We start from the raw sequence: 24,866 nt of genomic DNA on the forward strand, positions 1-24,866 counted from the left end.
CAGGTTCGACGACGAGCCCCGGCGCCCCCTCGCGGTCGCCGGGGCCGTGGTCTGTCTGGCAGAGGAGCCGGAGTTGAGCAAGCCGAGCGCGACCCCAGTCCTGATCACCGTCACCGGGCCGGACAAGCCGGGGGTGTCCTCGGTGCTGTTCGCCGTGCTCACCAGGCACGAGGTGGACGTCCTCGACGTGGAGCAGGTGGTCATCCGCGGCAGGCTGGTGCTGGGCGTGCTGGTCTCCGCCCCGCACGACCCGGAGGCCATCCAGGAGGCGGTGGAGCAGGCCATGGCCACCGTCTCCATGCACGTGGAGGTGGAGATCGGCGCGGAGTCCCGGCGCGCCGCGCGGCTGGAGTCCAGCCACGTGGTGATCCTGCTCGGCCACCCGGTGACCGCCAGGGGGTTCACCGAGGTGGCCCGCAAGCTGGCCGCCCTCGGCGCCAACATCGACGCCATCCGCGGCGTCGCGGACTACCCGGTGACCGGGTTGGAGCTGCGGGTCTCGGTGGCCGACGACACCGCCGAGGCGGACGGTCAGCTGCGCTCGGCGCTGGCCGAGGTGGCCGTGCGGGTGGGCCTGGACATCGCGGTGGAGCGGGCCGGGCTGACCCGGCGGGCCAAGCGGCTGGTGGTCTTCGACGTGGACTCCACGCTCATCCAGGGCGAGGTCATCGAGATGCTGGCCGCGCACGTGGGCTGCGAGCCGCAGGTCGCCGAGATCACCGAGGCCGCGATGCGCGGCGAGCTGGACTTCACCGAGTCGCTGCGCCGCCGGGTGGCGCTGCTGGAGGGCTTGGACGAGTCGGTGCTCGACGAGGTCGCCGGGTCGCTGCAGCTGACCCCCGGCGCCCGCACCACGGTGCGCACGCTCAAGCGGCTGGGCTTCCGCTGCGGGGTGGTCTCCGGCGGGTTCACCAGGGTGATCCGGCGGCTGGTGGACGAGCTGGGCCTGGACTTCTGCGCGGCCAACGAGCTGGAGGTCGTGGACGGCAAGCTCACCGGCCGGGTGCTGGGCGAGGTGGTGGACCGGCCGGGCAAGGCCGCCGCGCTGCGCCGGTTCGCCGAGGCCGAGGGCGTGCCGCTGGCGCAGACCGTGGCGGTCGGCGACGGCGCTAACGACATCGACATGATCGGGGCGGCGGGGCTGGGCGTGGCGTTCAACGCCAAGCCCGCGCTGCGCGAGGTGGCCGACACCGCGCTGTCGCACCCGTTCCTGGACGCGGTGCTGTTCGTGCTCGGGGTGACCAGGGCCGAGGTGGAGGCCGCCGACGCGGCGGACGGACTGGAGCCGGAACGGCTGTGAACCCGATCCTGGAGATGCTCGTCGGCAGGCACTACTCGACCGACGAGGAGGACCCGGCGGCGGTGCGCGCCATGCCGGTGGTGCTGCGCATCGAGCGGACCGCCCCGCCGTGCCGCACCGACGTGCTGGAGGCCGCCGCCGCGGCGGCCATCGCGGTCTGCCTGGACCCGCGCGCCGAGCCGGGCGGGGAGTGGCACGAGGAGGTCGCGGCCTGGGTGCGGGGACGCATCCGGAAGGTGTCGCGGCGGGCTCGGGGGGTGCACTGGGAGGCCGTCCAGGCGCTGCCCGGGATCACCGTCGAGGTGGGCGGGGCGCAGGTGCGCGCCCTGGTGCCCGGCCGGGTGGGCCAGGCGCCCAAGGAGCTGACCCGGTTGCAGATCTCCGGCAGCGAGCTGCCCGAGGACGAGCCGGGGCCGGTGCCGCCGCACGCCCGGCTGCTGTGGCTGAACCCGCGCGTGGAGATGACCGCGGGCAAGGCCGCGGCCCAGGTCGGGCACGCCTCGATGCTGCTGGCGCCCACGCTGTCCGAGGAGGAGCTCAAGGAGTGGGCCGCGGCCGAGTACCGCTGCGCCGTGCGCACTCCCGCACCAGCCGAGTGGGACGCCCTGACGGCCCGCCCCGACGCCGTCGTGGTCCGCGACGCGGGGTACACCGAAGTCGCCCCCGGAACCGCGACCGTGGCCGTTGCTCCCCGAACGCCCGAGCGCTAGACGCCGAACTCGATCGTGCCGTCGGCGCGGCCCTTGGCGACCATGCGGCGGAAGCCGTACGCCGCCACCGCGAACCAGGCCGCGCCGACGCACACCTCCAGCCCCAGCCCGCCCAGCACGGCGCTCCACGTCCCGCCGTCGAGGAACGCCCGGATCGCGCCCAGCCCGTGCGCCATGGGCAGCACCGAGGTGAGCGCCCCCAACCAGTCGGGCCAGAACGAGATCGGCACGTTCACCCCGCAGAACGTCATCAGGGTCAGGTAGCTGAGGTTCAGGGCCACCCACCGGGCCGACGGGAACCCCAGCACCAGCGAGGCGACGCACGCCCCGTAGCAGTAGCAGGACGCCCCGACGACCGCGATCATCAGCGGCACCACCAGCGCCTGGGGCCACGGCACCGGCACGTCGAACAGCGGGGGCAGCGCCAGGAACGCGATGGTGGAGGCGGCGATCCCGGACGCCAGGTTGGGCAGGCCCCGCCCCAGGTAGGTGACCAGGTGGCTGGCGGGCGCGGCCACCATCAGCGCCAACGTCCCCAGGTGCCGCTCGGTGACGGTCAGCAGCACCACCACGGTCGCGTCGATCGCCATGACCGCCACGACGTTGCCGATCAGCAGGAACTCCACCTGGTCCGCGGACCCCAGCATCCGCCCGATCAGGGCGTAGAAGCAGGCCTGGATCAGCAACCTGCTCAACCAGGTGAACGCCCACGTCCGCCACGTGTGGTACGCGGAGTACTGGACCCAGGCCGCCGCGGTGGCGTGCCGCAGCACCCGCAGCTGGTCACGCATACCGCACCGTCCCCAGCTCGCGCGCCCGCCGCAGCACGGCGGCCAGCAGCAGCCGCCCGGCGACCAGCCCGACCACGCCCAGCACCACGACGGCCAGCAACCGCCACCCCACCGCCGCGACGGGGCCGGGCGACGCGCTGTCCCGCATCAGATCGGCCGCCCACGACAGGAACACCAGGTGCGAGAACGGCCGCAGCGGCTCCGGCAGGTAGGACACCGGCACCATCACGCCCGACAGCACGTAGATCGGGAAGCTCAGGAAGTTCTGGTAGATCCCGCCGTTGCGGCTCAACAGCAGCGCGGCGGCCATCAGCAGGCTCGTGCCGGTCATGGCGAACACCGACGCCGCCATCGCCGCCCAGAACACCCACGGGTGGTGGATGGTCGGCGTGACGCCGAACAGCACCCCGCCCAGCAGCCAGGTCTCGCCCAGCGGGATCACGCCCAGACCCATCACGGCGGCGATGCGCCCCAGGTAGACCGGGTGCAGCGCCCCCGGCGCGGCCATCCCCGGCTCCAGCGTGCCGGACCAGTTGTCGCCCGTCACGACCTCGACCGCCGAACCGGTGGCGAAGCCCCACAGCCCCATCAGCGCGGGCGCCAGGAAGGCGTTGACCACCAGGTCGGGCCGCGCCGAGTGCAGCACCACCGACAGCAGGATGACCGCGGTGAACGGCAGCGTGCACAGGGTCAGCAGGTGGTCGGGCTGCCTGCGCATCACCTCGAACTGCACCCGCAGCCCGGTCAGGAACAGGCGCACCGCTCACACCCCCATGCCGCGCGAGCCGATGATCTCCAGGTAGACCTCCTCCAGGGTCGGTGGCGCGGCGCGCACCGAGCGGACCCCGTTGTCCAGCAGGAAGTCCAGCACCGCGCGGGCGGAGGCGTCGCCGTCGGTCCGCACCCGCAGCACGCCGTCGCGCCGCGCCACCTCGACCACGCCGGGCAGGTGCCGCACGTCCACCTCCGCCTCGTCCGCCTCGACCCAGCGGTGCCGGGCGGACATCCTGGCCAGGCCGCGGGGTCTCGGTGGCCAGCACGCGGCCCTTGTCGATCAGCGTGACGCGGTCGCAGACCTCCTCGGCCTCGGCCATGTCGTGGGTGGTGATGAGGATGGTGCGGCCCTCGTCGCGCAGCTCGCCGATCAGCCCGCGGAAGTCGTGCGCGGCCACCGGGTCCATGCCGGTGGTCGGCTCGTCGAACAGCACCACCTTCGGGTCGCCGATCAGGCCCCGAGCCAGGTGCAGGCGCTGCTTCATGCCGCGCGAGTAGGTCTCCACCAGGTCGTCGGCCTTGGCGGTCAGGCCCAGGCGCTCCAGCAGCTCGTCGGCGCGCCTGCGGGCCACGTCGTCGGGCAGCTTGTAGAGCGCGGCCCAGTAGCGCAGGTTCTGCCGCCCGGACAGCTTCCAGTACAGGCCGCGCTCGCCGCCGAAGACGATGCCCAGCAGCGGGCGGACCAGCGCCGCCTCGGCGACCACGTCGTGGCCCAGCACCGCCGCGCTGCCCGACGAGGGCAGCAGGATCGTGGAGAGGACCTTGCACAGCGTGGTCTTGCCCGCGCCGTTCGGGCCGAGCAGCCCGTGCACCTCGCCGGTCGGGACCTCCAGCGACAGACCGGCCAGGGCGGTGACCTCCGCCCCCCTGGGCCGCCACCCCTTGCCCCGGCGGTAGGTCCTGGTCAGGTCGGAAACCCGCACGCCCATGACGCCCCCCGGTGTTGGCGGACGACGGTAGCGGAAATCCCGCTCCGAGGGCATCGAGTTTGACGCGGGTCGAACCGGGCAAACAACACGGGCATGGGTCTGCTGGACGTGCTCGACGCCCGTCTCGGGGACGGGCTGGAGAACCTGCTGTGCGCGCACCACGGGCGCAGGCTGAACCGGCTGGGCTGGGGTTCGGTGTTCGAGGAGTGCGCGGACGGCTGGTCGCCGCGGCGGCCCGTGCGCGCGGGCAACGACCTGGAGGTGCTGGTCGACGGCCGCGAGGCGCTGCCCCGCATCGCCGAGGCGATCCGCACCGCCCGCTCGCACGTGCACATCGCGAGCTGGTGCGCCAGCCCGGACTTCCGGCTGACCCGCGAGCCGGGCGCGCCGACGTTCCGCGAGCTGCTGGCCGAGGCCGCCGAACGGGTGGACGTGCGGCTGCTGCTGTGGGCCGGGCCCCCGGTGCCCATGTTCGAGCCGACCCGCAAGCGGATGATCGAGGCGCGGCAGGAGTTCACCCGAGGCACCGGCGTCAAGTGCGTGCTCGACTCGCGCGAGCGCACCCTGCACTGCCACCACGAGAAGATCGTGGTCGTCGACGACGAGCTGGCGTTCGTCGGCGGCATGGACTTCACCGCCCTGGAGGGCGACCGGCACGACAGCACCGAGCACCCGCCGCGCCGCCCGCTGGGCTGGCACGACCTGGTGGGCCGGGTGCGCGGCCCGGTGGTCGCCGACGTGGCCGAGCACTTCCGGCAGCGCTGGCAGGAGGTGGCGGGCGAGCACCTGCCCGAGCCGTCGACGCCCGCACCGGCGGGCAACTCCTCGGTGCAACTGGTGCGCACCATCCCCGAGCGCACCTACGACTTCGCCCCGCAGGGGGAGTTCAGCCTGCTGGACGCGCACCTGCGGATGCTGCGGTCGGCGCGGCGGCTGATCTACGTCGAGAACCAGTTCCTGTGGTCGCCCGAGGTGACCGAGATCCTCATCGAGAAGCTGCGCACCCCGCCGGACGACCGGTTCCGGGTGGTGCTGGTGCTGCCGCGCAAACCCAGCAACGGCGCCGACACCACGCGCGGCCAGCTCGGCAGGCTGCTCGACGCCGACGACGGCGGGCGCAGACTGGTCGCGGCGACGCTGATCAGCCACGAGCGGACCCCGGTGTACGTGCACGCCAAGCTCGCCATCGTGGACGACCGGTGGCTGACCGTGGGGTCGGCCAACCTCAACGAGCACTCGCTGTTCAACGACACCGAGGCCAACCTGGTCAGCGACGCCCCGGAGGTGGCTCGCGCCACCCGGCTGCGGCTGTGGGCCGAGCACCTCCAGCGCCCGGTCCAGGACGTCTCCGGCGACCCGGCGGACGTGGTCGACCACTGCTGGCGTCCCGCCCTGGAGTCCGGCCACGAGCGCGTGGCCGCCCTCCCCGGCGTCTCCCGCCGCGCAGGCCGCCTCCAAGGCCCCCTCCGAGGCCTCCTGGTCGACGGCTAACCCCACCACGCCCGCTCCCAGCGTCACCCGCCTATGGGCGTGTTGGGCGTGTCGCCCCCGCGAGTCGAACGCTCAGACACCCCGAATTCAACATTCGCGCACCCCGCACCCGCACTCTCGCGGCCTCGCCCCGCGCTTTCGCGCCCCAGCCCGCGCTCGCGCGCCCGCTTCCGTGCCTCGGGTAGTAGTTACCGGCCTCCCCAGCCCCGTCGGGTAGTACTTGCCCACGCACCAGGGGGCGCGCGCGGAGCGCGCGCAGCGGGGTGCCCGTGAGCGCCGTCCCCGTATGACCTGGGCTCGTCCCGACCACGCGTGTCAAGGGGCCCTGAACGCAGTACCAACCCCGGACACGAGCCGGGGCCCCTTGACGCGTGTGGTTCGCCTCCGGCAGGTCATGCGGGGACGGCGCGACCCGCCATCCTTGGCGACCTGCCGCGCGGCGAGCGCCGCTTTGCTGGATAACCCAACCCCAACGACGAACTCGCGGTACCTGAGCGTTCGACTCGCGGTACCCGAGCGTTCGACTCGCGGTACCCGAGCGTTCGACTCGCGGGGAGGGGGTCAGGGGTTGGCGGCGTCGAGGCGCTTCAGCGCCGCTCGCACGACCTCGGGGTCGTACGTGGTCCAGAACGGCGGCAGGGAGGCCCGCAGGAACCCGCCGTACCGCGCGGTCGCCAGCCGGGGGTCGAGGATCGCCACCACGCCCTTGTCCTTCATCGACCGCAGCAGCCGCCCCGCCCCCTGCGCCAGCAGCAGTGCCGCGTGCGTGGCCGCCACGGTCAGGAACCCGTTGCCACCGCGCGATTCCACTGCCTTCTGCCGCGCCGACACCAGCGGGTCGTCCGGGCGCGGGAACGGGATGCGGTCCATCACCACCAGTTGCAGCGCGGGCCCCGGCACGTCCACGCCCTGCCACAGCGACAACGTGCCGAACAGGCACGTCCTGGGGTCTTCGGCGAACCTCTTCACCAACTGCCCGGTCTGGTCGTCGCCCTGGCACAGCACGGGGTGGTCCAGCTTGTCCCGCAACGCCTCCGTGGCCGCCTTGGCCGCGCGCATGGACGAGAACAGCCCCAGCGTCCGGCCGCCCGCCGCGTTGACCAAGCCCTCCAGCTCGTCCAAATAGGACGGTGGCAGTCCGTCGCGTCCCGGTGGCGGCAGGTGCCTGGCCACGTACAGGATGCCGCTGCTGCCGTGCTGGAACGGCGAGCCCACGTCCAGCCCGGTCCACCGCACCGGGGCCGCGTCCGAGGGCGCTTCCTTCTCCGTGGCCGCGCCGTCGGCCTGCTTCGCGGACGAGGACGCGGGCAGCCCCCACTGCCGGGCCAGCGCGTCGAACGTGCCGCCCAGGGTGAGCGTGGCCGAGGTCAGCACGGTGGTGCGGGTGCCGAACAGCCGTTCGCGCAGCAGTCCGCCCACGCCCAGCGGGGCGACCCGCAGCGACGGGGTGCGGCCGCGGTCGGCGAAGTCGCCGGACACCCACACCACGTCGTGGTCGTCGTCGAAGGCGTCGAGGATTCGCGCCGCGCAGTCGTGCACCTCGTCCAGCAGCGCCCGCGCGAGCTTGCGGTCGGTCGCGCCTTCGACGTCCTCCTTGCGCTCCGGGCCGAGCGCGGTGATGCAGGCGTGGGCGGCGTCCCTGGTCGCGCGCAGCGCGCCCGCCAGCGCCTGCGGCAGCGCGTCGAGCCTGCCGACCGGGGCGTCCTCCAGGATCATCGCCAGCCCGTCGCCCGCCTCGGCCAGCCGGTCGGCCACGCCCTGGTCGACGAGCCTGCCGCAGCGCCGCGCGGCGGCGGTGATGGCGGAGGGGTTCAGCTCCTCGGTGGCCACCGAGGTCACCCGGTCGACCAGGTCGTGCGCCTCGTCGATGACGACCACGTCGTGGTCGGGCAGCACCTGGTAGCCCTCCAGGGCGTCGATGGCGAGCATCGCGTGGTTGGTGACCACCACGTCGGCGCGGCCCGCTTCGGCCCGCGCGCGCTCGGCGAAGCAGTCGGTGCCGACCGGGCACTTGCTCACGCCGAGGCACTCGCGGGCGGTCACCGACACCTGCCGCCACGCCTGGTCGCTCACGCCGGGCACCAGTTCGTCGCGGTCGCCGGTCTCGGTGTCGGAGGACCACTCGTGCAGCCGCTTGACCTCGCGGCCCAGCCGGGAGACCGCGAACGGGTCGAACAGCCCGGCTTCCTCGGGCTCGTCGGGCGCGCCGGTGTGCAGGCGGTGCATGCACAGGTAGTTGCGCCTGCCCTTGAGGATGGCGAAGCGCGGTTCGCGGCCCAGCACCGGGCGCAGCGCCTTGGCCAGCCGGGGCAGGTCGCGGTCGACCAGCTGGCGCTGCAGCGCGATGGTCGCGGTGGAGATGACCACGGTCGACTCCTCGGCGACCGCGTGCCGCAGGGCGGGGACGAGGTAGGCCAGCGACTTGCCGGTGCCGGTCCCGGCCTGCACGGCGAGGTGCTCGCCGGTGCGGATGGCCCGCTCGACGGCCCTGGCCATCTCGACCTGCCCTTCGCGCTCGGCTCCGCCCACCGCCTCGACGGCGACGGAGAGCAGCGTTCGGGTGTCGGGGATGGTGGTAGCGGGCACGGCGAAGACCGTACCCGCCGCCCCCACCGGCACCCCCGGGGCGGCGGTCACCGGTCCTCGCGCCGTGAATCCGCGCGATTTCCCGGTGTAGGGTGCGGCCTGCGCGGCAACCGGGACCGGGACGAAGCGAGGGAAGTGGCCGGGATGAGCACCATGCGGGCGCTGCTGGACAGCGGTGTTCCCCTCGTCGCCGTCAGCTTCTACGACAACGACTGCGCGCGGACGGCCAAGGAGGCGAAGGCCGCCGGGGTCGACGTCGCCGAGTTGCGCGTGGACCAGTTCGAGCGCACCGACGTCGAGCACGTCCTGGCCTGCGCGGCCGAGTTCGGTGACCTGGCCACCCTGGCGACCGTGCGGTCGCGCCGCGAGGGCGGCGAGTGGGGCGGGTCCGAGCAGCAGCGCCTGGAGCTGTTCCGCGCGCTCGCGCCGCACGTGGACGCGGTGGACGTGGAGCTGTCCTCGCGGGAGATCAGGGACGACGTGATCGCCGAGGCGCGGCGGCACGACGCCGTGGTGATCGCGTCGTACCACGACTTCGAGCGCACGCCGGAGCTGGACCGGCTGCGGGCGGTCGTGGCGGAGGCCGGGGAGGTCGGGGCCGACCTGGTCAAGGTGTCGACGATGGCGAACTCGCGGGAGGACGTGCGGCGGCTGGCGACCCTGCTGACGAACGCCCCGGAGGACCTCGGGATGATCGTCATCGGCATGGGCGCCACGGGCACCCTCTCCCGCGTCTTCTTCCCCGCGCTGGGCTCCCGGCTGACCTACTCCTTCATCGGTGACCGGCCGACCTCGGGGCAGCTGGAGTTCGGCGAGACCTCGCGGCTGCTGCGCCAGTTCTACCCGGACTTCGACCGCCGCCGCACCGGCGGCTGACGCGGTCCCCGGTCCCCGCCTGGGCGGGGACCGGGGAGGCTCTCAGCGGCGCTTGACCAGCGCCCACGCGGAGGGCAGCAGGCCCGCCGCCAGCGCGACCTTGAGCGCGTCACCGATCAGGAACGGCAGCACGCCGAGCTGCAGCGCCTTGCCCAGGTCGACGCCCGCGGCGGCCATCAGCCACGGCACGCCGCAGGCGTAGATGACCAGGTTGCCCAGCACCATCGTGCCGATGGTGCGCAGCGGCGTGCGGTCGCCGCCGCGGCCCGCCAGGTGGCCGACCAGCGCGCCCGCCAGCACGAAGCCGACGACGTAGCCCAGCGAGGCGGGCCAGCCCGACGAGCCGCCCTGGAACCAGGGCACGCCCGCCACGCCCGCGACGAGGTAGAGCGCCATCGAGGCGGCGCCGCGCCGCCAGCCCAGCGCCGCGCCGACCAGCAGGGCGGCGAAGGTCTGGCCGGTGATCGGCACCGGGCTGCCCGGCACCGGCAGCGCCACCTGCGCGGCCAGTCCGGTCAGACCGGCCCCCGCGACGACGAGGGCGATGTCGCGCGCCAGCGCACCGGGGACGAGATCGGCGAGGACCGCACGGCGGCCGGGAACGGCGAGCACGGACACGGGATGACCTCCGGGGGATCAAGGGGGTGCTTCTCGGGGGGAGGTTAACCGGCGATCACCGATTCGGTCTTTGGCGAACTTCTACAAAGTTGGCCACGTCACGCGAGCGGGTGCCCGCGTCCCGGAGCCGGGACGACGTGTGCTCGATCGAGTGGCGTGCTTGCTCGGTCGAGTGACGTGGCTGGAGAACCGCCACCACGCGCGCCGCTCCGGCCGATCATCGCCGCGAGAAGTGGGCCCCGAGAAGTGGGACTACCAAGGAAGGTCATGCGATGAGACACCTCCGAGCGCGCCGGACCGCAGCGGTGGCCGCGGCGCTCGCGATCACCCTGACCGCCGCCGCGGCGGCGCCGGCTTGGGCGGCCAACCCACCGGGGGTCGCCTCGGTCGGCTCCGCCGACTTCACCAAGGACGGCAAGCGGGTCCTCGTCCCCGCGCTGGCCGCCTGCGCGGTCGACGACGCGCCGACGGGCTCGTCGGAGCCGGTGGTCGCGTCGGGCGTGCGGTTCGGCGCGGGCTCGTCCAGCTGCGTCAGGGAGGTCGTCGACCCGGCCGGCGGGACCACCAGGACCAGGTCAGAGGCGGTCGGCCGGGACTTCGAGCTGTCCGCGCTGGTGGCGGCGGGCGGCCCGAGGCTGCGCGTCGGCTCGTGGCGGATCTCCTGCTCGGCCACCGACAGGGGCACCGACAGCGCGTGGGAGCTGGGCGGCATGAGCGGCTTCGCGGACCTGCCCGCGCAGCTGCCCGCCAACTACGCGCACGAGGTCAAGAGCCGCTCCGGCGTGGTGCTGGCGGTGGTGACGTTCAGCGAGGTCGTGCTGCCCGACCCCAACGACGGCAGCATGTCGGTGAGCCTCGCGCGCTTCCGCTTCACCCCCGAGTCGCACCTCAGCGGCGAGGTCGTGCTGGGCGCGGCGGCCTGCTCGCCGACGCCGTAACGCCCGCGACACCGCGCGCCGGACACCGCGCCGGACACCGCGCCGGACAACCGCGCCGGACACCGCCCGGCCCACGGGGGAGCACTCCCGTGGGCCGGGTCCGGTCGTCAGCCCACGCGCGGCTCGCCCCGCAGCGCCACGCCCGCCTCCCGCAGCTGGTCCACCGCGGTCGCCACGGTCGGCGCGGCCACCCCGGCGGTCAGGTCCAGCAGCACGGTGGTGGTGAACCCGGCCCGCGCCGCGTCCAGCGCGGTGGCCCGCACGCAGTGGTCGGTGGCGATGCCCACCACGTCCACCTCCTCCACGCCGCGCGCCCGCAGCCACTCCGCCAGCGGCTCGCCCGAGCCCGACGCGCCCTCGAAACCCGAGTAGGCCGCGGCGCGCTCGCCCTTGGAGAACACCGCCTCCACCGCCGTGACGTCCAGCTCCGGGTGGAACGACGCCCCGGCCGTGCCCGCCACGCAGTGCACCGGCCACGAGTCGACGTAGTCGGGCTCCGCGCTGAAGTGGGGGCCGGGGTCCACGTGGTAGTCGCGGGTCGCCACGACGTGGTCGTAGGCGTTGTCCCTGACGTGCGACGAGATCGCCGCCGCGACCGCCGCGCCGCCCGTGACGGCCAGCGAGCCGCCCTCGCAGAAGTCGTTCTGCACGTCCACCACGATCAGCGCTTTGGTCATGTCCAACCCCTCACCGGAACGTCGTCGGGATCGCGGGCTCGCCGCGCGACAGCTTCAGACCCTCCCACGGCACGCTGACCAGCGCCGCGCGCAGCCGCTCCCGGCTCTGGGCCAGGGAGTCCAGGCCCTCGGCGCGGTCGCCCGCGCGCATCAGCGGCACCGGCAGCAGCCGGTCGTGCTCGCCCAGCTCCGGCTGCTCGCCGTGCGGGAACACGACCTCCTCCAGCGCGGTGCCGGTGTCCTTGTGCCTGCGCAGCGCGTTCTTGCGCCCGCCGCGCGACTCCTTGGAGGAGCTGCGCTTGGCCACCGGGCGGCCGTCCACCTCGACCAGCTTGTAGACCATGCCCGCGGTCGGCGCGCCGGAGCCGGTCACCAGCGACGTGCCCACCCCGTAGGCGTCCACCGGCTCGGCCCGCAGCGCGGCGATGGAGTACTCGTCCAGGTCGCCGGAGACCACGATCCGGGTGTTCTTCGCGCCCAGCGAGTCCAGCTGGTCGCGGGCCTGCCTGGCCAGCACGCCCAGGTCGCCCGAGTCGATCCGGATGGCGCCCAGCTCCGGGCCCGCCACCCGGATCGCGGTGTTGATGCCCTCGGTGATGTCGTAGGTGTCCACCAGCAGCGTGGTGCCCACGCCCAGCGCCTCGACCTGGTCGCGGAAGGCGTCCTCCTCGCTGTCGTGCAGCAGCGTGAAGGCGTGCGCGCAGGTGCCCGCGGTGGGGATGCCGTGCCGCCGCCCGGCCTCCAGGTTCGACGTGGCGGTGAACCCGGCCAGGTAGGCGGCGCGGGCCGAGGCGACCGCGGCCTCCTCGTGGGTGCGCCGCGAGCCCATCTCGATCATGCGGCGGCCGTTGGCCGCGCTCACCATCCGCGCCGCGGCCGAGGCGATCGCGCTGTCGTGGTTGAGGATGGACAGCGCCAGCGTCTCCAGCACCACGCCCACGGCGAAGGGGGCCCGCACGGACAGGATCGGCGAGCCGGGGAAGTACAGCTCGCCCTCGGGGTAGCCGTCCACGTCGCCGGTGAACCGGTAGTCCGCCAGCCAGGCCAGGGTGCGCTCGTCGACCACCCCGGTGCGCTCCAGCTGGGCCAGTTCCGCCTCGCCGAACCGGAAGGACTCGATGGCCTCCAGCAGCCGCCCGGTGCCCGCCACCACGCCGTACCGCCTGCCCTCGGGCAGCCTGCGGGCGAAGACCTCGAAGACGCAGTCCCGCTCCGCGGTGCCGTCGCGCAGCGCCGCGGCGAGCATGGTCAGCTCGTAGTGGTCGGTCAACAACGCCGTGGTCGACATGAGGGCAAAGCCTAGGCGCGCGCCACGCCGGATCACACGGGGTGCCCCTATGGGCTCCGCCACGAACCGGGACGTGACACCATTGGCGGTATGACCACGCCCGTCGAGCACGAGCGGACGCAGGTTGACCCGGTCGGCGAGGACGTCGCCTTCGAGGACCGGCCGTGGCAGACGCTGGTCTGGAACGACCCGGTGAACCTGATGTCCTACGTGACTTACGTGTTCCAGAAGCTGTTCGGGTACAGCCGGGACCACGCGACGAAGTTGATGCTGGACGTGCACCACAAGGGCAGGGCGATCGTGTCGTCCGGCTCGAAGGACAAGGTGGAGGCCGACGTGGCGAAGCTGCACGCGGCGGGCCTCTGGGCGACCATGCAGCGCTCGTCGTGAACAAGTGGAGCCGCAGGGGCGGCGCGGTGCTCGGTCGCTTCGACCGCCAGGAGGCCGCCGTGGTGCGCGGTCTGGTCAGCCAGGTCCAGGACATGCTCCGGGCGCGCGCCGACGAGGCGCCGCAGGACGAGCTGGCGCAGCTGACCGGCATCCGCACCGGCCCGTCGACGCCGCCGGACGACCCGATCCTGAGCAGGCTGCTGCCGGACTTCCACCGGCTGGACCCGGACGCCCCGGACCCGGCCGAGGTCGACTCGGCGGCCGCGCTGCGCTCGCTGCACGAGCCCGAGCTGCTGGACCTCAAGACCGGCGTGGCGGGCGTGGTGCTGGCGACCTGCCCGCCCGACGGGGGCCAGGTGCGGCTGTCGCAGGAGCAGGCCGAGGCGTGGCTGGCGGCGCTCAACGACGTGCGGCTGGCCCTGGGCACGGCGCTGGACGTGCAGGAGGACATGCCCGACGAGCTGCCCCCCGACGACCCCCGCGCACCGCACCTGGGCGTCTACCACTGGCTGACCTGGGTGCAGGAGACGCTGGTCGAAGTGGTCATGGGGTGAAGTAGGCCCGCCCGCGCGTTCGACTCGCGCGCGGGCGGGTACACGAGGGCCATGTCGCGACTCATGAGGCTGATGAAGCGGATCGAGGAGAGCAAGGCCCTGGACCGCGCCGCGGGCGCGCTCGCCGAGCTGATCCCGCCCCAACTGCGGCAGCACCGCGTCACCGAGGTCCTCAAGGGCGAGCCGCTGGGGCACGCCGCGCACCCGGTGGTGGTGCTGCTGCCGGTCGGCCTGTACGCGGCCTCGGCCGTGCTGGACCTGATGCCCGGCGAGGGCCGGGCCGCCAAGACCATGATCGGCCTCGGCCTGGCCGTCACGCCCGCCGCCGTGGCCACCGGCCTGGCCGAGTACACCACCCTGGACGAGCCGCAGCGCCGCACCGCGGTGGCCCACCTGACCGCCAACACCGCCGCCGCCCTGTGCTACCTGACCTCCTACCGGCTGCGCAACCACGGTTTCGGCGTGGTCGCCAGGGCGGTGGGCTACGTCGGGATGTCCCTGATCGGCGCGGGCGGCTACCTGGGCGGCCACCTCACCTACCGGCAGCGGGCGGGCGTCGGCAGGTGGGACTTCTCACCGGGCGGGACGACTTCCGCCACCACGTAGGATGGCGGTGTGTTGGTGATTCGCCGTGACCTCGTGGACGCGATGGTGGCGCACGCCCGTCGCGACCACCCCGACGAGGCGTGCGGGATCATCGCGGGCCCCGAGGGCTCCGACCGTCCCGAGCGGTTCATCCCGATGGACAACGCGGAGCGCTCGCCGACCTTCTACCGGTTCGACGCCGCCGAGCAGTTCAAGGTGTGGCGCGAGATGGACCGCAACGACGAGGTGCCGGTCGTCGTCTACCACTCGCACACCGCCACCGAGGCGTACCCGTCGCGGACGGACGTGGCCTACGCGGGCGAGCCCGACGCGCACTACGTCCTGGTGTCCACCAGGGACCCGGAGCAGCACGAGCTGCGCTCCTACCGGATCGTGGACGGCGTCGTGACCGAAGAGCCGGTCGAGGTCGTCGAGTCGTACATGTTCGCCCACACCGGCTCGGACGACACGCCCGACTGTCCCTGACGCGCGTCCCGCCGCACAGCACATCCCGGTTCCTCGGAGGTTCCAGCATGGCCGTCACCGTCTCCATCCCCACGATCCTGCGCACCCACACGGGTGGGCAGAAGTCCGTCGAGGCCAAGGGCAGCACGCTCGCCGAGGTCATCGAGGACCTGGAGGCCAACCACGGTGGTCTGAAGGCGCGCCTGGTCAAGGAGGGCAGCCTGCACCGCTTCGTCAACGTCTACGTCAACGACGAGGACGTGCGCTTCGCGGGCGGCCTGGAGGCCGCGGTCAAGGACGGCGACACCGTGACGATCCTCCCGGCCGTCGCGGGCGGCTGATCCCCGGTGGCCCGCTACGAGTCCCTGCTCGACGCGGTCGGCGGCACGCCGCTGGTGGGGCTGCCCCGGCTGTCGCCGTCGCCGGACGTGCGGCTGTGGGCGAAGCTGGAGGACCGCAACCCCACCGGCTCGATCAAGGACCGCCCGGTCCTGGCGATGATCGAGGAGGCGGAGCGGTCCGGCGCGCTCACCCCCGGCTGCACGATCCTGGAGCCCACCTCGGGCAACACCGGCATCGCGCTGGCCATGGCGGCCAAGCTCAAGGGCTACGGCCTGGTCTGCGTCATGCCGGAGAACACCTCGGCGGAGCGCAAGCAGCTGCTGCAGGCCTACGGCGCGCGGATCGTGTTCTCCCCGGCCGCGGGCGGCTCCAACCAGGCCGTGGCGCGGGCCAAGGAGCTGGCCGAGCAGAACCCCGACTGGGTGATGCTCTACCAGTACGGCAACGCCGCCAACGCGGGCGCGCACTACTCCGGCACCGGTCCGGAGCTGCTCAAGGACCTGCCCACGATCACCCACTTCGTGGCGGGTCTGGGCACCACCGGCACGCTCGTGGGCACCGGCCGGTACCTGCGCGAGCACAAGCCGGACGTGCAGGTCGTCGCCGCCGAGCCGCGCTACGGCGAGCTGGTCTACGGGCTGCGCAACCTCGACGAGGGCTTCGTGCCCGAGCTGTACGACGAGACGGTGCTCACCGGCCGCTACTCGGTGGGCTCCTACGACGCGCTGCGCCGCACCCGGCAGCTGCTGGAGGTGGAGGGCATCTTCGCGGGCATCTCCACCGGCGCGATCCTGCACGCCGCGCTGGCGGTGGCGGAGAAGGCGGTGGCCAGGGGCGAGGCCGCGGACATCGCGTTCGTGGTGGCCGACGCGGGCTGGAAGTACCTGTCCACCGGCGCGTACGCCGGGACGCTGGACGAGGCGTCCGCGCGGCTCGACGGCCACCTCTGGGCGTGACACCCGTGCGGGGACGTCCCCGCACGGGTGCCCACCCGCCAGCCCGTGAGATCAGCCCGCGAAGGCCGGACCCGCGAAGTCTCAGCCCGCGAAGGCGGTCGAGGGCATCCCGCTGCCCACGCCGGGCAGCACCAGCACCGACCCGGACAGCGGGCGCTCGGCCAGCGCGGCCTCGGACAACCCGGTGCGCGCGGTGGTCACGTACAGGTCGGTGAAGTCCTCGCCGCCGAAGCAGCACGCGGTCGGCTGGTCCACCGGCAGCTCGACCTCCAGGTCCAGCTCGCCCGCCGGCGTGTACCGGCGCACCGCGCCGCCGCCCCACAGCGCCACCCACACGCAGCCGTCGGCGTCCACGCACAGCCCGTCCGGCACGCCGCGGTCCACCTCGCACAGCGGGCGGCGGTTGACCGCCTGGCCGCTGTCGCGGTCGTAGTCCAGCACGTCGACCCGGCCCTGCGCGGAGTCGACGTAGTACATCAGCGAGCCGTCCGGGCTCCAGCCCAGGCCGTTGCTGACCGCGACCCGGTCCAGCACCACCTTGGCGTCGCCGTTGGGCTCCACGCGGGCCAGCCAGCCACCGCCGTCGGCCTGGTCGTAGCGGCTGGTGCCCGCCCACAGCCGCCCGGCCGGGTCCACCGCCGCGTCGTTGCCGCGCACCCCGTCGCGCGCCCAGTAGACCAGCCACGTCTTCGCGCCGTCGGGCTCGACCAGCGCCACGCCGTCGCGCAGGTTGAGCACCAGCCCGCCGCGCGAGCGCGGCTTGGCGGCGCCCACGTGCTGCGGCACCACCAGCACCGCGTCGTCGTCGCGGGCGGGCGCGTACCGGTGCACCTCGCTGGCCAGCACGTCCACCCAGAGCAGGGTCGCGCTGCTGTGGTCCCAGGTGGGGTCTTCACCCAGTTCGGCCTGCGCGCGCACGGCTACGTCGATCGACACCGGCACAGCCTAGTCGGGCTGCCCGGACGGGCAGCCCGCCGTGCGGGCGATGATCCGCTCCAGCGGGTCGCCCGCGGTCGCGAGCGTGGCCGACCCGAGCAGCGCACGCCGCGGACGCCCCGCGAGCAGGCCGGGCGCGTTAGCCTGGGGACGTGGACCCCACCGCCGTCCAGCCGTCCCAGCCGCCCAGGCCGCCCAAGGCCGCGGCCAAGCGGGTCATCCCGCCCAAGCCGGTCCTGTCGGCCGTGGTGGTGCTGGGCTTCGTTGCCCTGCTGTACGTGGTGGAGGCGCTGGACGCGGTCCTGCCGGGCAGCCTGGACGACGAGGGCGTGCGACCGAGGGACTTCTCCGAGTGGGACAACCTGATCTGGTACCCGCTGCTGCACGGCGGCTGGGCGCACCTGACCGGCAACGCGGTCCCGCTGCTGGTGCTGGGCTTCCTCGCCTCCTCCGCGGGGATCAAGCAGTTCCTCCAGGTCACCGCGGTCATCTGGCTGACCAGCGGCCTCGGCGTGTGGGTGCTCGGCTCGCCGGGCAGCCACATCGGCGCCTCCGGGCTGGTGTTCGGCTTCCTGGTGTTCCTGCTGGTGCGCGGGCTGTTCGCGCGCAGCGCCTGGCAGATCGCGGTGGCCGTGCTGGTGTTCGCCGCCTACGGCGCGGCGCTGTGGGGCGTGCTGCCCGGCCAGCCGGGCGTGTCCTGGGAGGGCCACCTGTTCGGCGCGCTGGGCGGGGTGCTGGCCGCCTGGGGCGTGGCCCGCGACGCGCGAACTGGTCGGCGCGGGTGAACGCCGACGCGCCGATCGGCGTCTTCGACTCCGGGGTGGGCGGGCTGACCGTCGCGCGGGCGATCATGGACCAGCTGCCCGAGGAGAGCATCCACTACGTGGGCGACACGGCCAACGGGCCGTACGGGCCGCTGCCGATCGCCCGCGTGCGCGAGCACGCGCTGGCGGTGGCCGACCGGCTGGTCGCCGACGGGGTGAAGATGCTCGTCATCGCGTGCAACACCGCGTCCGCGGCGTGCCTGCGCGACGCCCGCGAGCGCTACGACGTGCCGGTGGTCGAGGTGGTGCTGCCCGCCGTGCGCCGGGCGGTGGCCACCACCCGCACCGGGCGCGTGGGCGTGATCGGCACGCAGAGCACCATCACCTCCGGCGCGTACCAGGACTCGTTCGCCGCGGCGCGGGATGTCGAGGTGACCGCGGTGGCCTGCCCCCGGTTCGTGGACTTCGTCGAGCGCGGCACCACCTCCGGCAGGCAGGTGCTCGGCCTGGCCCAGGCCTACCTGGAGCCGCTGCAGCGCGCCGAGGTGGACACGCTGGTGCTCGGCTGCACCCACTACCCGCTGCTGACGGGCGTGCTGCAGATCGTCATGGGAGAGGCGGTGACGCTGGTGTCCAGCGCCGAGGAGACGGTCAAGGACGTGGTGCGCGTGCTCACCGAGCGCGACTTGTTCCGCACGGGCAGTCCCGAGCGCCGGTTCGAGTGCACCGGCGACCCCGAACCCTTCACCCGGCTGGCGCGGCGATTCCTCCCCCAGCTGGAAAATCGCGTCTTCCACGGCCACTGATGAGCCGGCACGCTCCACAGGTGCTGTTGACCATCCTCGGCTGCTCGGGCAGCGTGCCGGGACCGGACGCCCCCTCGTCCGGCTACCTGGTGGAGGCGGACGGCTTCTGCCTCGCCGTCGACTTCGGCAGCGGCGTGCTGGCCGCCCTGCAGGCCCACCGCGACCCGTTCGAGCTGGGCGCCCTGCTGTTCTCCCACCTGCACCCGGACCACTGCAGCGACTTCCCCGGTCTGTTCGTGCTGCGCCGCTACCACCCGAACCCGCCCTACGACCCGACCGGGCGCAAGCTGCCGGTGCACGCCCCCGGCGAGGCGCCGGACCGGTTCGCCAGGGCCTACGCGGAGAGCGCGGAGGAACTGGCCCGCGTCGACCTGGCCGAGGTCTTCCAGTTCCACGCGCTGGCCGAGCGGACCACCCGGATAGGCCCCTTCGAGGTCACCGCGGCGCGGGTGGCGCACCCCTGCGAGGCCTACGCGTTCCGGATCGCCACCGGGACGGCCTCCCTGGTCTACACCGGCGACACCGGGCCGTGCGACGTGCTGCCGGAGCTGGCCTGCGGCGTGGACCTGCTGCTGTCCGAGGCCACCTGGCAGCACGCCGACGAGCGCCCGCCCGACCTGCACCTGTCCGGCAGGCAGGCGGGCCAACTGGCCCGGCAGGCGGGCGTGGGCAAACTCCTGCTGACCCACATCGCCCCCTGGACCGACCCCCACGTCGTGCTCGCCGAGGCGCGCGAGGAGTTCGACGGCCCCGTCGAACTGGCCCGCCGCGGCGGGAACTACCCGATCGGAGCCGACTAGATGGCCGACATCGAGGTGCGCCACACCGGTCAGCACAGCTTCGAGGCGACCAACGACCGCGGCGCGTCGGTGCGCATCGGCCGCAAGGACCAGCCCGGCTCGTTCTCCCCGGTCGAGCTGCTGCTGGCCGCCGCGGCGGGCTGCGCGGCGGTCACCGCGGAGACGCTGATCACCAGGCGGGTCGGCGACGGCTTCACCGCCCGCGCCGGCGACGTGCGCCCCGAGGGCGCGCACCAGCTCGACGAGGTGCCGGTGACCCTGGACTACGACCTGTCGGCGCTGGACGAGGACCAGCGCGCCACCCTGGAGACCGCCGTGCGGCGAGCCGTGGAGCAGCTGTGCACGGTCACCAGGACCCTGAAGAAGGCCACCCCCGCCCCCCTCCACCTCCCCGCGTCGGCAAGTACCACCCGCCATCCGCCAGAGGGCCGGTAACCACTACCCGCCCCCGCCCGGACGCCTGGGCGTCAGCTGGTGCCCACCCCGTCGTAGACGGCGGTGGAACCGCTGTGGCCGATGCGGACCGTCTGCACGGTCGCCGCCGCGCCCGCGGCGACCACCAGCACCGACAGCACGACCGCGGCGCGCCGCCACGTCCTGGGCACCTCGGTGCCGTCCTCCGCCGAGGCGGCCCGCTCCCGGTCGGCCAGGCGGTCCGCCACCAGCAGCGCCACCACGGCCACCCCGAAGCCCAGCGCGAAGGGCAGCAGGTCGTTGCCCAGCTCGGCGTGCCGCTGGATCAGCGGGTTCTCCAGGGCGGCCAGGCGGGCGTAGAGCTGGTCACCCGCCGCCTGGGCCGCCGGGACCGCGCCCACACCCAGCAGCGTCAGGCCCAGCAGGGGCCAGGCGTAGCGCTGCCGCCAGCGCGGGACCAGCGCCACCGCGGTCGCACCCACCGCGGACAGCGGCAGCAGCACCACGACGGCGTGGACGAGCAGCGGGTGCGCCGGAAGACCGAAGACGGTCACCAGGTCGTCTGCGAGTGCCATGCCTCTCCCTACGCCGGTGGGCCGTGCCCTGGTTCAGCGCCTTAGGGTAGTGGCGTGCTGAGGAGCGATGGCAGGAACGACGACGTACTGCGCGAAATCCGGATCACACGGGGCTTCCAGCAGTGGCCCGCGGGGTCGGTGCTGATCGAGTTCGGCAACACCAGGGTGCTGTGCGCGGCCAGCGTGACCGAGGGCGTGCCCCGGTGGCGCTCCGGGTCGGGACTGGGCTGGGTGACCGCGGAGTACGCGATGCTCCCGTCGGCCACGCACACCCGCAGCGACCGCGAGTCGGTCAAGGGCCGCATCGGCGGCCGGACGCACGAGATCAGCAGGCTCATCGGCCGCTCGCTGCGGGCGTGCATCGACCTGGCCGCGCTGGGCGAGAACACCATCGTCATCGACTGCGACGTCATCCAGGCCGACGGCGGCACCCGCACCGCGGCCATCACCGGCGCCTACGTGGCGCTGGCGGACGCGGTGACGTGGCTGGCGGCGGCCGGGCGGCTGGCCGACCCGCAGCCGCTGTCGTGCGCGGTGTCGGCGGTGTCGGTGGGCGTGGTGGACGGCCGCGTGCGCCTGGACCTGCCCTACGAGGAGGACTCGCGCGCCGAGGTCGACATGAACGTGGTGGCCACCGACGCGGGCACGCTGATCGAGGTGCAGGGCACCGGCGAGGGCGCCACCTTCGCGCGCTCCACCCTGGACAAGATGCTGGACCTGGCACTGGCCGGGTGCGCCGAGCTCAACCGCCTCCAGGCCGAGGCGCTCGCCCAGCCCTACCCCGGTGTGCTGCCCGAACCCAAGCCGAGGAAGTCCAAGTGAAGCTGCTGCTCGCGTCCCGCAACGCCAAGAAGCTCGGCGAGCTGCGCCGCATCGTCGCCGCCGAGGGGTTCTCCGTCCTGGGGCTGGACGACGTGCCCGCGTTCCCCGAAGCCCCGGAGACCGAGCCGACCTTCGAGGGAAACGCGCTGGCCAAGGCCCGCGACGCCTTCGCCGCCACCGGGCTGCCCTCGGTGGCCGACGACTCGGGCATCTCCATCGACGCGCTGAACGGGATGCCGGGGGTGCTGTCCGCCCGCTGGTCCGGGGCGCACGGCAACGACCAGGCCAACCTGGAGCTGGTGCTGGGGCAGCTGCGGGACGTGCCCGACGAGCGGCGCGGCGCGGCGTTCGTGTGCGCGGCGGCGTTCGCCGGGCCCGGCGGCGAGACCGTGGTCCGGGGGGAGTGGCGCGGGACGATCATCCGGGAGCCGCGCGGGGAGAACGGGTTCGGCTACGACCCGATCTTCGTGCCGGAGGGGTACGAGGTGACCTCGGCCGAGCTGTCGGCGGAGGAGAAGGACAAGCTGTCCCACCGGGGGCGTGCCCTGCGCCTGCTGCTGCCCCACCTGCGGGAGCTGGCTCAGTAGTACTTGACCTCCACTCGTGGGTCGAGTTCGTCCAGGCCGATGTGCTGATCCGAATCCGACAGGCCGAGGGTGCGCAGGGGCATGTCCCGCAGCGGCCGGAGGTCGATCGGGCGGTCATCGGACCACTGGTACAGCTGCAACTCGCGCAGGGCGGTGAGACCGGTGATCATCCGCAAGTCGCCGGTCGACGGTCCGATCAGCGTCAGTTCGGTGAGGTGGCGGATGTGCGGCGCGATGTCCGCCAGCAGGTGCGCCGGTACGCGTGAGCTGAGCGCGAGCCAGGTGAGGTTCGGCAACCGCTCCAGAACATCGCAGTGGCGCAGCACATCCGCCTGGTTGATGACCAGCGTCTTCAGCTTCCGGTGGGCTTTCAGCGGCCGGAGGTCCACTTCGCCGCGCAGGTGCACGAAGAGTTCGATGAGATGATCGACACCGGTGAGGAACGCGAGGTCTGCCTGAGGCTCCTCCATGCCGAGGTCGATCGTGACCCGTTCGAGCCTGCGCAACACGGACAGGTGCTCGATGTGGGACGACTTCCTGATCATGATCCCGCCGTTGTGCAGCGGTGCGTCGGCCAGCACCTCGTGCGCGTAGCGCTTCGGCTCGAAGTACTCCCACGCCTGCTCCAACTGGCGCTGGACGGCCAAGCGGCCATCTGGGGCGTAGCGGGCCAGGCGGGGGATGGCGTCCGCGTCCCCGGTGAGGGCGACCGCCCGGACCGTGGCCGCCGCTGCCGCCTCGGACAACCCGTCCAGCGTCTCGGGCAGGTAGTGCAGCACCCGTCGGCCCACGGAGGCCAGGGAGCGGGTCTCCTTGATGCTCCTCGGCGGTACCAGGTGCTCGCGGATCACGTGGTCGACGCGCTCGTGCACCTCCGGGGCCACGTCGGTCACCGTCTCCAGGCAGGCCGCGGCGAGCAGGCGCAGCTTCCGCGCCCGCTTGGGCTCCGAGTCGGCCCGGTCGAGGACCTGGGTCAGCAACTCCTTGGTCTGCGAACGTTTTCCGTGCCCGCACGCCATGACGACGGTCTCCCGCCAGGTGTCCAGGTGCGCGTTGCGGACCAGCGTCTCGACCCGGTCCTCCTCGGTCGCCTCACTGGCCGCCAGGTACTCCTGGAACGTCCGGTGCACGAAGTCCACCCGCCCCGGCACCGGCTCCCGCAGCACCCCGCTGCGCTCCAGCAGGTGAGCCAGGATCGCCTCCGGTGACCCGCTCACGTTCGGCATGGACTTGAGCTTGCGCGCCACGAACCCGATCACCCGTTCCAGCGGGAACTCGCTGCGGCCCGCCTCAGTCAGCCGCCACGCCAAGTCCCGCAGCAGCACCGTCTTCTCGCCGCCGGTCAGCATCCCGGCGATCCGCCGCTCGGCGTCGCGCAGGTCCAGCAGCATCGTCAGCGCCGCCCGGTACAGGTCCATCCTGCTCTGCGGCAGGTCCGACGTCCGCCCCAGGTTCAACGCGCACAGCATCGCGCACAGCAGAGGACTCGCCGCCAGCGCCCGCAGGTGCGGCCGGTTGTCCAGCTGCCGCAACAGCCCGCGCTCCGCCTCGGGCAGGTCCTCAGGCGCGCAGGGCAGGGACTCGGCGTCGCGCGCGGCCTCGTGCCAGCGCTGGAGGAACACCCGCACGTCGCCGGGCGTCATCTGCTCCAGCAGCACCGAGCCGAAGCCCTCGTGCTCCAACCACCGCTGGTCCGCCGCCGCAGGCCGGGAGGTGACCACGACGCGGGCGTCCGGGAACGCGGTGACCAGCTCGCGCAGCCACTCCCGGACGAACCTGCGCCGGTGCGCGGGCACCTCGTCCACGCCGTCCACCAGGACCAACGCGCGGCCGGAGCGCAGCACCCGGTGCACCCAGCCGTCCGGCATGAGCCCGACCAGCCAGCTCGCCGCGTGGTCGAGGAACTGCTCGGGGCGCGGCAGGTCCGAGTCGGCGTAGCGGCGCAACCGGACCACCAGCGGCACGCAGCCGTTCCACGACTTCAACTGGTCGGTGAAGGCCTCGCGCGCGGCCGTGATGGCCAGCCAGTCGAGCAGGGTCGTCTTGCCGGAACCGGCCTCACCGCGGACCAGCGTCCGGGAGGCGTTGCCGATCGCCGCCTCGACCCGGAGGGAACCGCCGCGGTCGACGCCGAACCAGCGGTCCACCGGCGAGGTGCGGGTGTCGCCGCCGGTGACGCTCAGGCTCAGGTACGCCACGCTCAACGCCAGCTTGGGGCGGTCGCGCATGGTCAGGCCGAGCAGTTCCAGCCGGTCCAGCGCACTCGCGAGGTAGCGCAGGTACTCGTCGCGGAAGTCGTCGTCGGTGCCGCGCGGGGCGTGCAGGCTGGTGCGGGGCAGCCTGGCCAGCACTTCGTCCAGCGCGGCGGTCTGCGCGCTCGCCCGGCTCAGCACCTCGGCCAGCGCGCGCGGCTGGAACGCGGGCAGGTGCCGGATGACCTGCACCAGGTACCGGCACGCCTGGTCCAGCGCCACGTCGTAGAGGCGGGTGGCCAGGTCGGACAGGCCCGCTTCGCGGCGGACGGACGCGCGGACCTGGCGGGCCAGGGCTTCCGGGTCGGCGTCGGCGGCCAGCAGCGCCTCGTCGGACAGGTCCAGCGAGCCCAGCGCGTCCACCACGGCGTCCAGGGCCGCGGTGACCTCGTTCGGCGCCAGCGCGTCGAACTTCGCGGCCAGCAGCGGTTCGAGCTGGTCGCCGACCTGGTGGCCGATGCCCCGCACGAGGTGGTCCAGCCGGTCCCGCTGGCGCGTCGAGGACAGCTCCTCGGCGGCCAGCTCGGCCAGCGACGCGGTGCGCTGCTCGGCCTTGCGGCGGCGCTCCAGCCACGACTTGGCCGCGTGCTGCGCGACGGCCTGGCCGAGCTTGCCCGCGACGGCCTCTAAACCGGTGATG

At 73.5% G+C, this 24,866-nt stretch carries 27 protein-coding genes and 1 pseudogene; 17 read left to right on the forward strand and 11 right to left on the reverse strand.

Annotated features, from left to right (window positions below):
- The first annotated feature begins 73 nt into the window (after window positions 1-73).
- Window positions 74-1,300: a phosphoserine phosphatase SerB gene (serB, locus tag JOF41_RS00775; RefSeq protein WP_189222347.1), complete on the forward strand. Its 1,227-nt coding sequence runs from the start codon at window positions 74-76 to the stop codon at window positions 1,298-1,300.
- A 14-nt stretch (window positions 1,301-1,314) separates the two neighbouring features.
- Window positions 1,315-2,010, forward strand: coding sequence for a peptidyl-tRNA hydrolase (locus JOF41_RS00780; protein WP_209623972.1), 696 nt, complete (start codon window positions 1,315-1,317; stop codon window positions 2,008-2,010).
- Here JOF41_RS00780 and JOF41_RS00785 read toward each other — a convergent pair.
- The 4 genes and pseudogenes from JOF41_RS00785 to JOF41_RS38485 form a co-directional block, all read right to left on the reverse strand.
- Window positions 2,007-2,801: an ABC transporter permease gene (locus tag JOF41_RS00785; protein WP_189222345.1), complete on the reverse strand. Its 795-nt coding sequence runs from the start codon at window positions 2,799-2,801 to the stop codon at window positions 2,007-2,009. The genes JOF41_RS00780 and JOF41_RS00785 overlap by 4 nt on opposite strands.
- Window positions 2,794-3,561, reverse strand: coding sequence for an ABC transporter permease (locus JOF41_RS00790; RefSeq protein WP_209615346.1), 768 nt, complete (start codon window positions 3,559-3,561; stop codon window positions 2,794-2,796). Before JOF41_RS00790 ends, JOF41_RS00785 begins: the two co-directional genes overlap by 8 nt.
- Before the next feature lie 3 nt (window positions 3,562-3,564).
- Complete coding sequence (locus JOF41_RS00795) at window positions 3,565-3,807, reverse strand: DUF4162 domain-containing protein (RefSeq protein WP_209615349.1); 243 nt, start codon at window positions 3,805-3,807, stop codon at window positions 3,565-3,567.
- Between the two features lie 142 nt (window positions 3,808-3,949).
- A pseudogene (locus tag JOF41_RS38485) lies at window positions 3,950-4,558 on the reverse strand (ABC transporter ATP-binding protein); the annotation flags it as partial.
- Window positions 4,559-4,597: 39 nt separating this feature from the next.
- Between JOF41_RS38485 and JOF41_RS00810 the strand changes: the two are divergent.
- The gene (locus JOF41_RS00810; RefSeq protein ID WP_189222340.1) at window positions 4,598-5,995 is read left to right on the forward strand and encodes a phospholipase D-like domain-containing protein; all 1,398 of its coding nucleotides are present in this window, start codon (window positions 4,598-4,600) and stop codon (window positions 5,993-5,995) included.
- Window positions 5,996-6,556: 561 nt separating this feature from the next.
- Here the strand turns inward: JOF41_RS00810 and JOF41_RS00815 are convergent.
- Window positions 6,557-8,581, reverse strand: a complete 2,025-nt coding sequence (locus JOF41_RS00815; RefSeq protein ID WP_209623973.1) for an ATP-dependent DNA helicase — start codon at window positions 8,579-8,581, stop codon at window positions 6,557-6,559.
- Window positions 8,582-8,725: 144 nt separating this feature from the next.
- Here JOF41_RS00815 and aroD point away from each other — a divergent pair, with 144 nt between their 5' ends.
- Window positions 8,726-9,457 carry a type I 3-dehydroquinate dehydratase gene (aroD, locus tag JOF41_RS00820; protein WP_209615354.1) on the forward strand — a complete coding sequence of 244 codons (732 nt, stop codon included), beginning with the start codon at window positions 8,726-8,728 and terminating at the stop codon, window positions 9,455-9,457.
- A gap of 42 nt (window positions 9,458-9,499) precedes the next feature.
- Here the strand turns inward: aroD and JOF41_RS00825 are convergent, their stop codons facing one another.
- The gene (locus JOF41_RS00825) at window positions 9,500-10,075 is read right to left on the reverse strand and encodes a biotin transporter BioY (protein ID WP_189222336.1); all 576 of its coding nucleotides are present in this window, start codon (window positions 10,073-10,075) and stop codon (window positions 9,500-9,502) included.
- 272 nt (window positions 10,076-10,347) lie between these two features.
- On the opposite strand from JOF41_RS00825, the gene JOF41_RS00830 reads away from it, so the two are divergent.
- On the forward strand, window positions 10,348-11,013 hold the full coding sequence (locus tag JOF41_RS00830; protein WP_209615357.1) for a hypothetical protein: 666 nt from the start codon (window positions 10,348-10,350) through the stop codon (window positions 11,011-11,013).
- Window positions 11,014-11,120: 107 nt separating this feature from the next.
- Here JOF41_RS00830 and JOF41_RS00835 read toward each other — a convergent pair whose 3' ends face one another.
- Window positions 11,121-11,690 (reverse strand): isochorismatase family protein, encoded by a 570-nt coding sequence (locus tag JOF41_RS00835; RefSeq protein WP_209615360.1) that lies wholly within the window; start codon window positions 11,688-11,690, stop codon window positions 11,121-11,123.
- A gap of 10 nt (window positions 11,691-11,700) precedes the next feature.
- The gene (locus JOF41_RS00840) at window positions 11,701-12,978 is read right to left on the reverse strand and encodes a nicotinate phosphoribosyltransferase (RefSeq protein ID WP_189222333.1); all 1,278 of its coding nucleotides are present in this window, start codon (window positions 12,976-12,978) and stop codon (window positions 11,701-11,703) included.
- A 90-nt stretch (window positions 12,979-13,068) separates the two neighbouring features.
- On the opposite strand from JOF41_RS00840, the gene clpS reads away from it, so the two are divergent.
- From clpS to JOF41_RS00870, 6 genes are read left to right on the forward strand one after another with little or no spacing between them, the layout of a single operon-like run.
- Window positions 13,069-13,368, forward strand: coding sequence for an ATP-dependent Clp protease adapter ClpS (gene clpS, locus JOF41_RS00845; RefSeq protein WP_189222331.1), 300 nt, complete (start codon window positions 13,069-13,071; stop codon window positions 13,366-13,368).
- The gene (locus JOF41_RS00850; protein ID WP_209615364.1) at window positions 13,365-13,922 is read left to right on the forward strand and encodes a DUF2017 domain-containing protein; all 558 of its coding nucleotides are present in this window, start codon (window positions 13,365-13,367) and stop codon (window positions 13,920-13,922) included. The genes clpS and JOF41_RS00850 overlap by 4 nt, the downstream gene beginning before the upstream one ends.
- Window positions 13,923-13,973: 51 nt before the next feature.
- Window positions 13,974-14,528, forward strand: coding sequence for a DUF2231 domain-containing protein (locus tag JOF41_RS00855; protein ID WP_189222327.1), 555 nt, complete (start codon window positions 13,974-13,976; stop codon window positions 14,526-14,528).
- Window positions 14,529-14,537: 9 nt separating this feature from the next.
- A complete protein-coding gene (locus JOF41_RS00860) occupies window positions 14,538-14,993 on the forward strand; it encodes a M67 family metallopeptidase (protein WP_268248665.1) in 456 nt (151 codons plus the stop codon).
- A 47-nt stretch (window positions 14,994-15,040) separates the two neighbouring features.
- On the forward strand, window positions 15,041-15,313 hold the full coding sequence (locus JOF41_RS00865; RefSeq protein ID WP_189222325.1) for a MoaD/ThiS family protein: 273 nt from the start codon (window positions 15,041-15,043) through the stop codon (window positions 15,311-15,313).
- A 6-nt stretch (window positions 15,314-15,319) separates the two neighbouring features.
- Window positions 15,320-16,270 carry a PLP-dependent cysteine synthase family protein gene (locus tag JOF41_RS00870; RefSeq protein ID WP_189222323.1) on the forward strand — a complete coding sequence of 317 codons (951 nt, stop codon included), beginning with the start codon at window positions 15,320-15,322 and terminating at the stop codon, window positions 16,268-16,270.
- 81 nt (window positions 16,271-16,351) lie between these two features.
- Here JOF41_RS00870 and JOF41_RS00875 read toward each other — a convergent pair whose 3' ends face one another.
- Window positions 16,352-17,206 (reverse strand): SMP-30/gluconolactonase/LRE family protein, encoded by an 855-nt coding sequence (locus JOF41_RS00875; protein WP_306344659.1) that lies wholly within the window; start codon window positions 17,204-17,206, stop codon window positions 16,352-16,354.
- A 152-nt stretch (window positions 17,207-17,358) separates the two neighbouring features.
- Between JOF41_RS00875 and JOF41_RS00880 the strand changes: the two genes are divergently transcribed.
- The 4 genes from JOF41_RS00880 to JOF41_RS00895 are packed head-to-tail and all read left to right on the forward strand — an operon-like array spanning window position 17,359 to window position 20,011.
- Window positions 17,359-17,991, forward strand: coding sequence for a rhomboid family intramembrane serine protease (locus JOF41_RS00880; protein WP_189222320.1), 633 nt, complete (start codon window positions 17,359-17,361; stop codon window positions 17,989-17,991).
- Complete coding sequence (gene murI, locus JOF41_RS00885) at window positions 17,988-18,776, forward strand: glutamate racemase (RefSeq protein ID WP_189222319.1); 789 nt, start codon at window positions 17,988-17,990, stop codon at window positions 18,774-18,776. Before JOF41_RS00880 ends, murI begins: the two co-directional genes overlap by 4 nt.
- A 20-nt stretch (window positions 18,777-18,796) precedes the next feature.
- Window positions 18,797-19,576, forward strand: coding sequence for an MBL fold metallo-hydrolase (locus JOF41_RS00890; protein ID WP_209615366.1), 780 nt, complete (start codon window positions 18,797-18,799; stop codon window positions 19,574-19,576).
- Entirely contained in the window at window positions 19,577-20,011 is a 435-nt protein-coding gene (locus tag JOF41_RS00895) for an OsmC family protein (RefSeq protein ID WP_189222315.1), read from the forward strand.
- A gap of 32 nt (window positions 20,012-20,043) precedes the next feature.
- Here the strand turns inward: JOF41_RS00895 and JOF41_RS00900 are convergent, their stop codons facing one another.
- Window positions 20,044-20,565 carry a DUF2231 domain-containing protein gene (locus JOF41_RS00900; protein ID WP_209615369.1) on the reverse strand — a complete coding sequence of 174 codons (522 nt, stop codon included), beginning with the start codon at window positions 20,563-20,565 and terminating at the stop codon, window positions 20,044-20,046.
- Between the two features lie 54 nt (window positions 20,566-20,619).
- Between JOF41_RS00900 and rph the strand changes: the two genes are divergently transcribed.
- Window positions 20,620-21,387 (forward strand): ribonuclease PH, encoded by a 768-nt coding sequence (gene rph / locus JOF41_RS00905; RefSeq protein WP_189222311.1) that lies wholly within the window; start codon window positions 20,620-20,622, stop codon window positions 21,385-21,387.
- The gene (gene rdgB / locus JOF41_RS00910) at window positions 21,384-21,974 is read left to right on the forward strand and encodes an RdgB/HAM1 family non-canonical purine NTP pyrophosphatase (RefSeq protein WP_209615372.1); all 591 of its coding nucleotides are present in this window, start codon (window positions 21,384-21,386) and stop codon (window positions 21,972-21,974) included. Before rph ends, rdgB begins: the two co-directional genes overlap by 4 nt.
- Here the strand turns inward: rdgB and JOF41_RS00915 are convergent.
- On the reverse strand, window positions 21,968-24,865 hold the full coding sequence (locus JOF41_RS00915) for an NACHT domain-containing protein (protein WP_209623974.1): 2,898 nt from the start codon (window positions 24,863-24,865) through the stop codon (window positions 21,968-21,970). The two genes, rdgB and JOF41_RS00915, sit on opposite strands and share 7 nt — an antisense overlap.
- Window position 24,866 lies beyond the last annotated feature (1 nt).

Source organism: Saccharothrix coeruleofusca (assembly GCF_017876325.1).
Lineage (GTDB): Bacteria > Actinomycetota > Actinomycetes > Mycobacteriales > Pseudonocardiaceae > Actinosynnema > Actinosynnema coeruleofuscum.

Bases quoted from the DNA above. Each gene is read 5' to 3' on its own strand.
- JOF41_RS00795 (WP_209615349.1), bottom strand. From the start codon at position 3,807: ATGTCCGCCCGGCACCGCTGGGTCGAGGCGGACGAGGCGGAGGTGGAC.
- JOF41_RS00900 (WP_209615369.1), bottom strand. From the start codon at position 20,565: ATGGCACTCGCAGACGACCTGGTGACCGTCTTCGGTCTTCCGGCGCAC.
- aroD (WP_209615354.1), top strand. From the start codon at position 8,726: ATGAGCACCATGCGGGCGCTGCTGGACAGCGGTGTTCCCCTCGTCGCC.
- JOF41_RS00855 (WP_189222327.1), top strand. From the start codon at position 13,974: ATGTCGCGACTCATGAGGCTGATGAAGCGGATCGAGGAGAGCAAGGCC.
- JOF41_RS00810 (WP_189222340.1), top strand. From the start codon at position 4,598: ATGGGTCTGCTGGACGTGCTCGACGCCCGTCTCGGGGACGGGCTGGAG.
- clpS (WP_189222331.1), top strand. From the start codon at position 13,069: ATGACCACGCCCGTCGAGCACGAGCGGACGCAGGTTGACCCGGTCGGC.
- JOF41_RS00895 (WP_189222315.1), top strand. From the start codon at position 19,577: ATGGCCGACATCGAGGTGCGCCACACCGGTCAGCACAGCTTCGAGGCG.
- JOF41_RS00835 (WP_209615360.1), bottom strand. From the start codon at position 11,690: ATGACCAAAGCGCTGATCGTGGTGGACGTGCAGAACGACTTCTGCGAG.
- JOF41_RS00865 (WP_189222325.1), top strand. From the start codon at position 15,041: ATGGCCGTCACCGTCTCCATCCCCACGATCCTGCGCACCCACACGGGT.
- JOF41_RS00785 (WP_189222345.1), bottom strand. From the start codon at position 2,801: ATGCGTGACCAGCTGCGGGTGCTGCGGCACGCCACCGCGGCGGCCTGG.
- JOF41_RS00840 (WP_189222333.1), bottom strand. From the start codon at position 12,978: ATGTCGACCACGGCGTTGTTGACCGACCACTACGAGCTGACCATGCTC.
- JOF41_RS00780 (WP_209623972.1), top strand. From the start codon at position 1,315: ATGCTCGTCGGCAGGCACTACTCGACCGACGAGGAGGACCCGGCGGCG.
- JOF41_RS00830 (WP_209615357.1), top strand. From the start codon at position 10,348: ATGAGACACCTCCGAGCGCGCCGGACCGCAGCGGTGGCCGCGGCGCTC.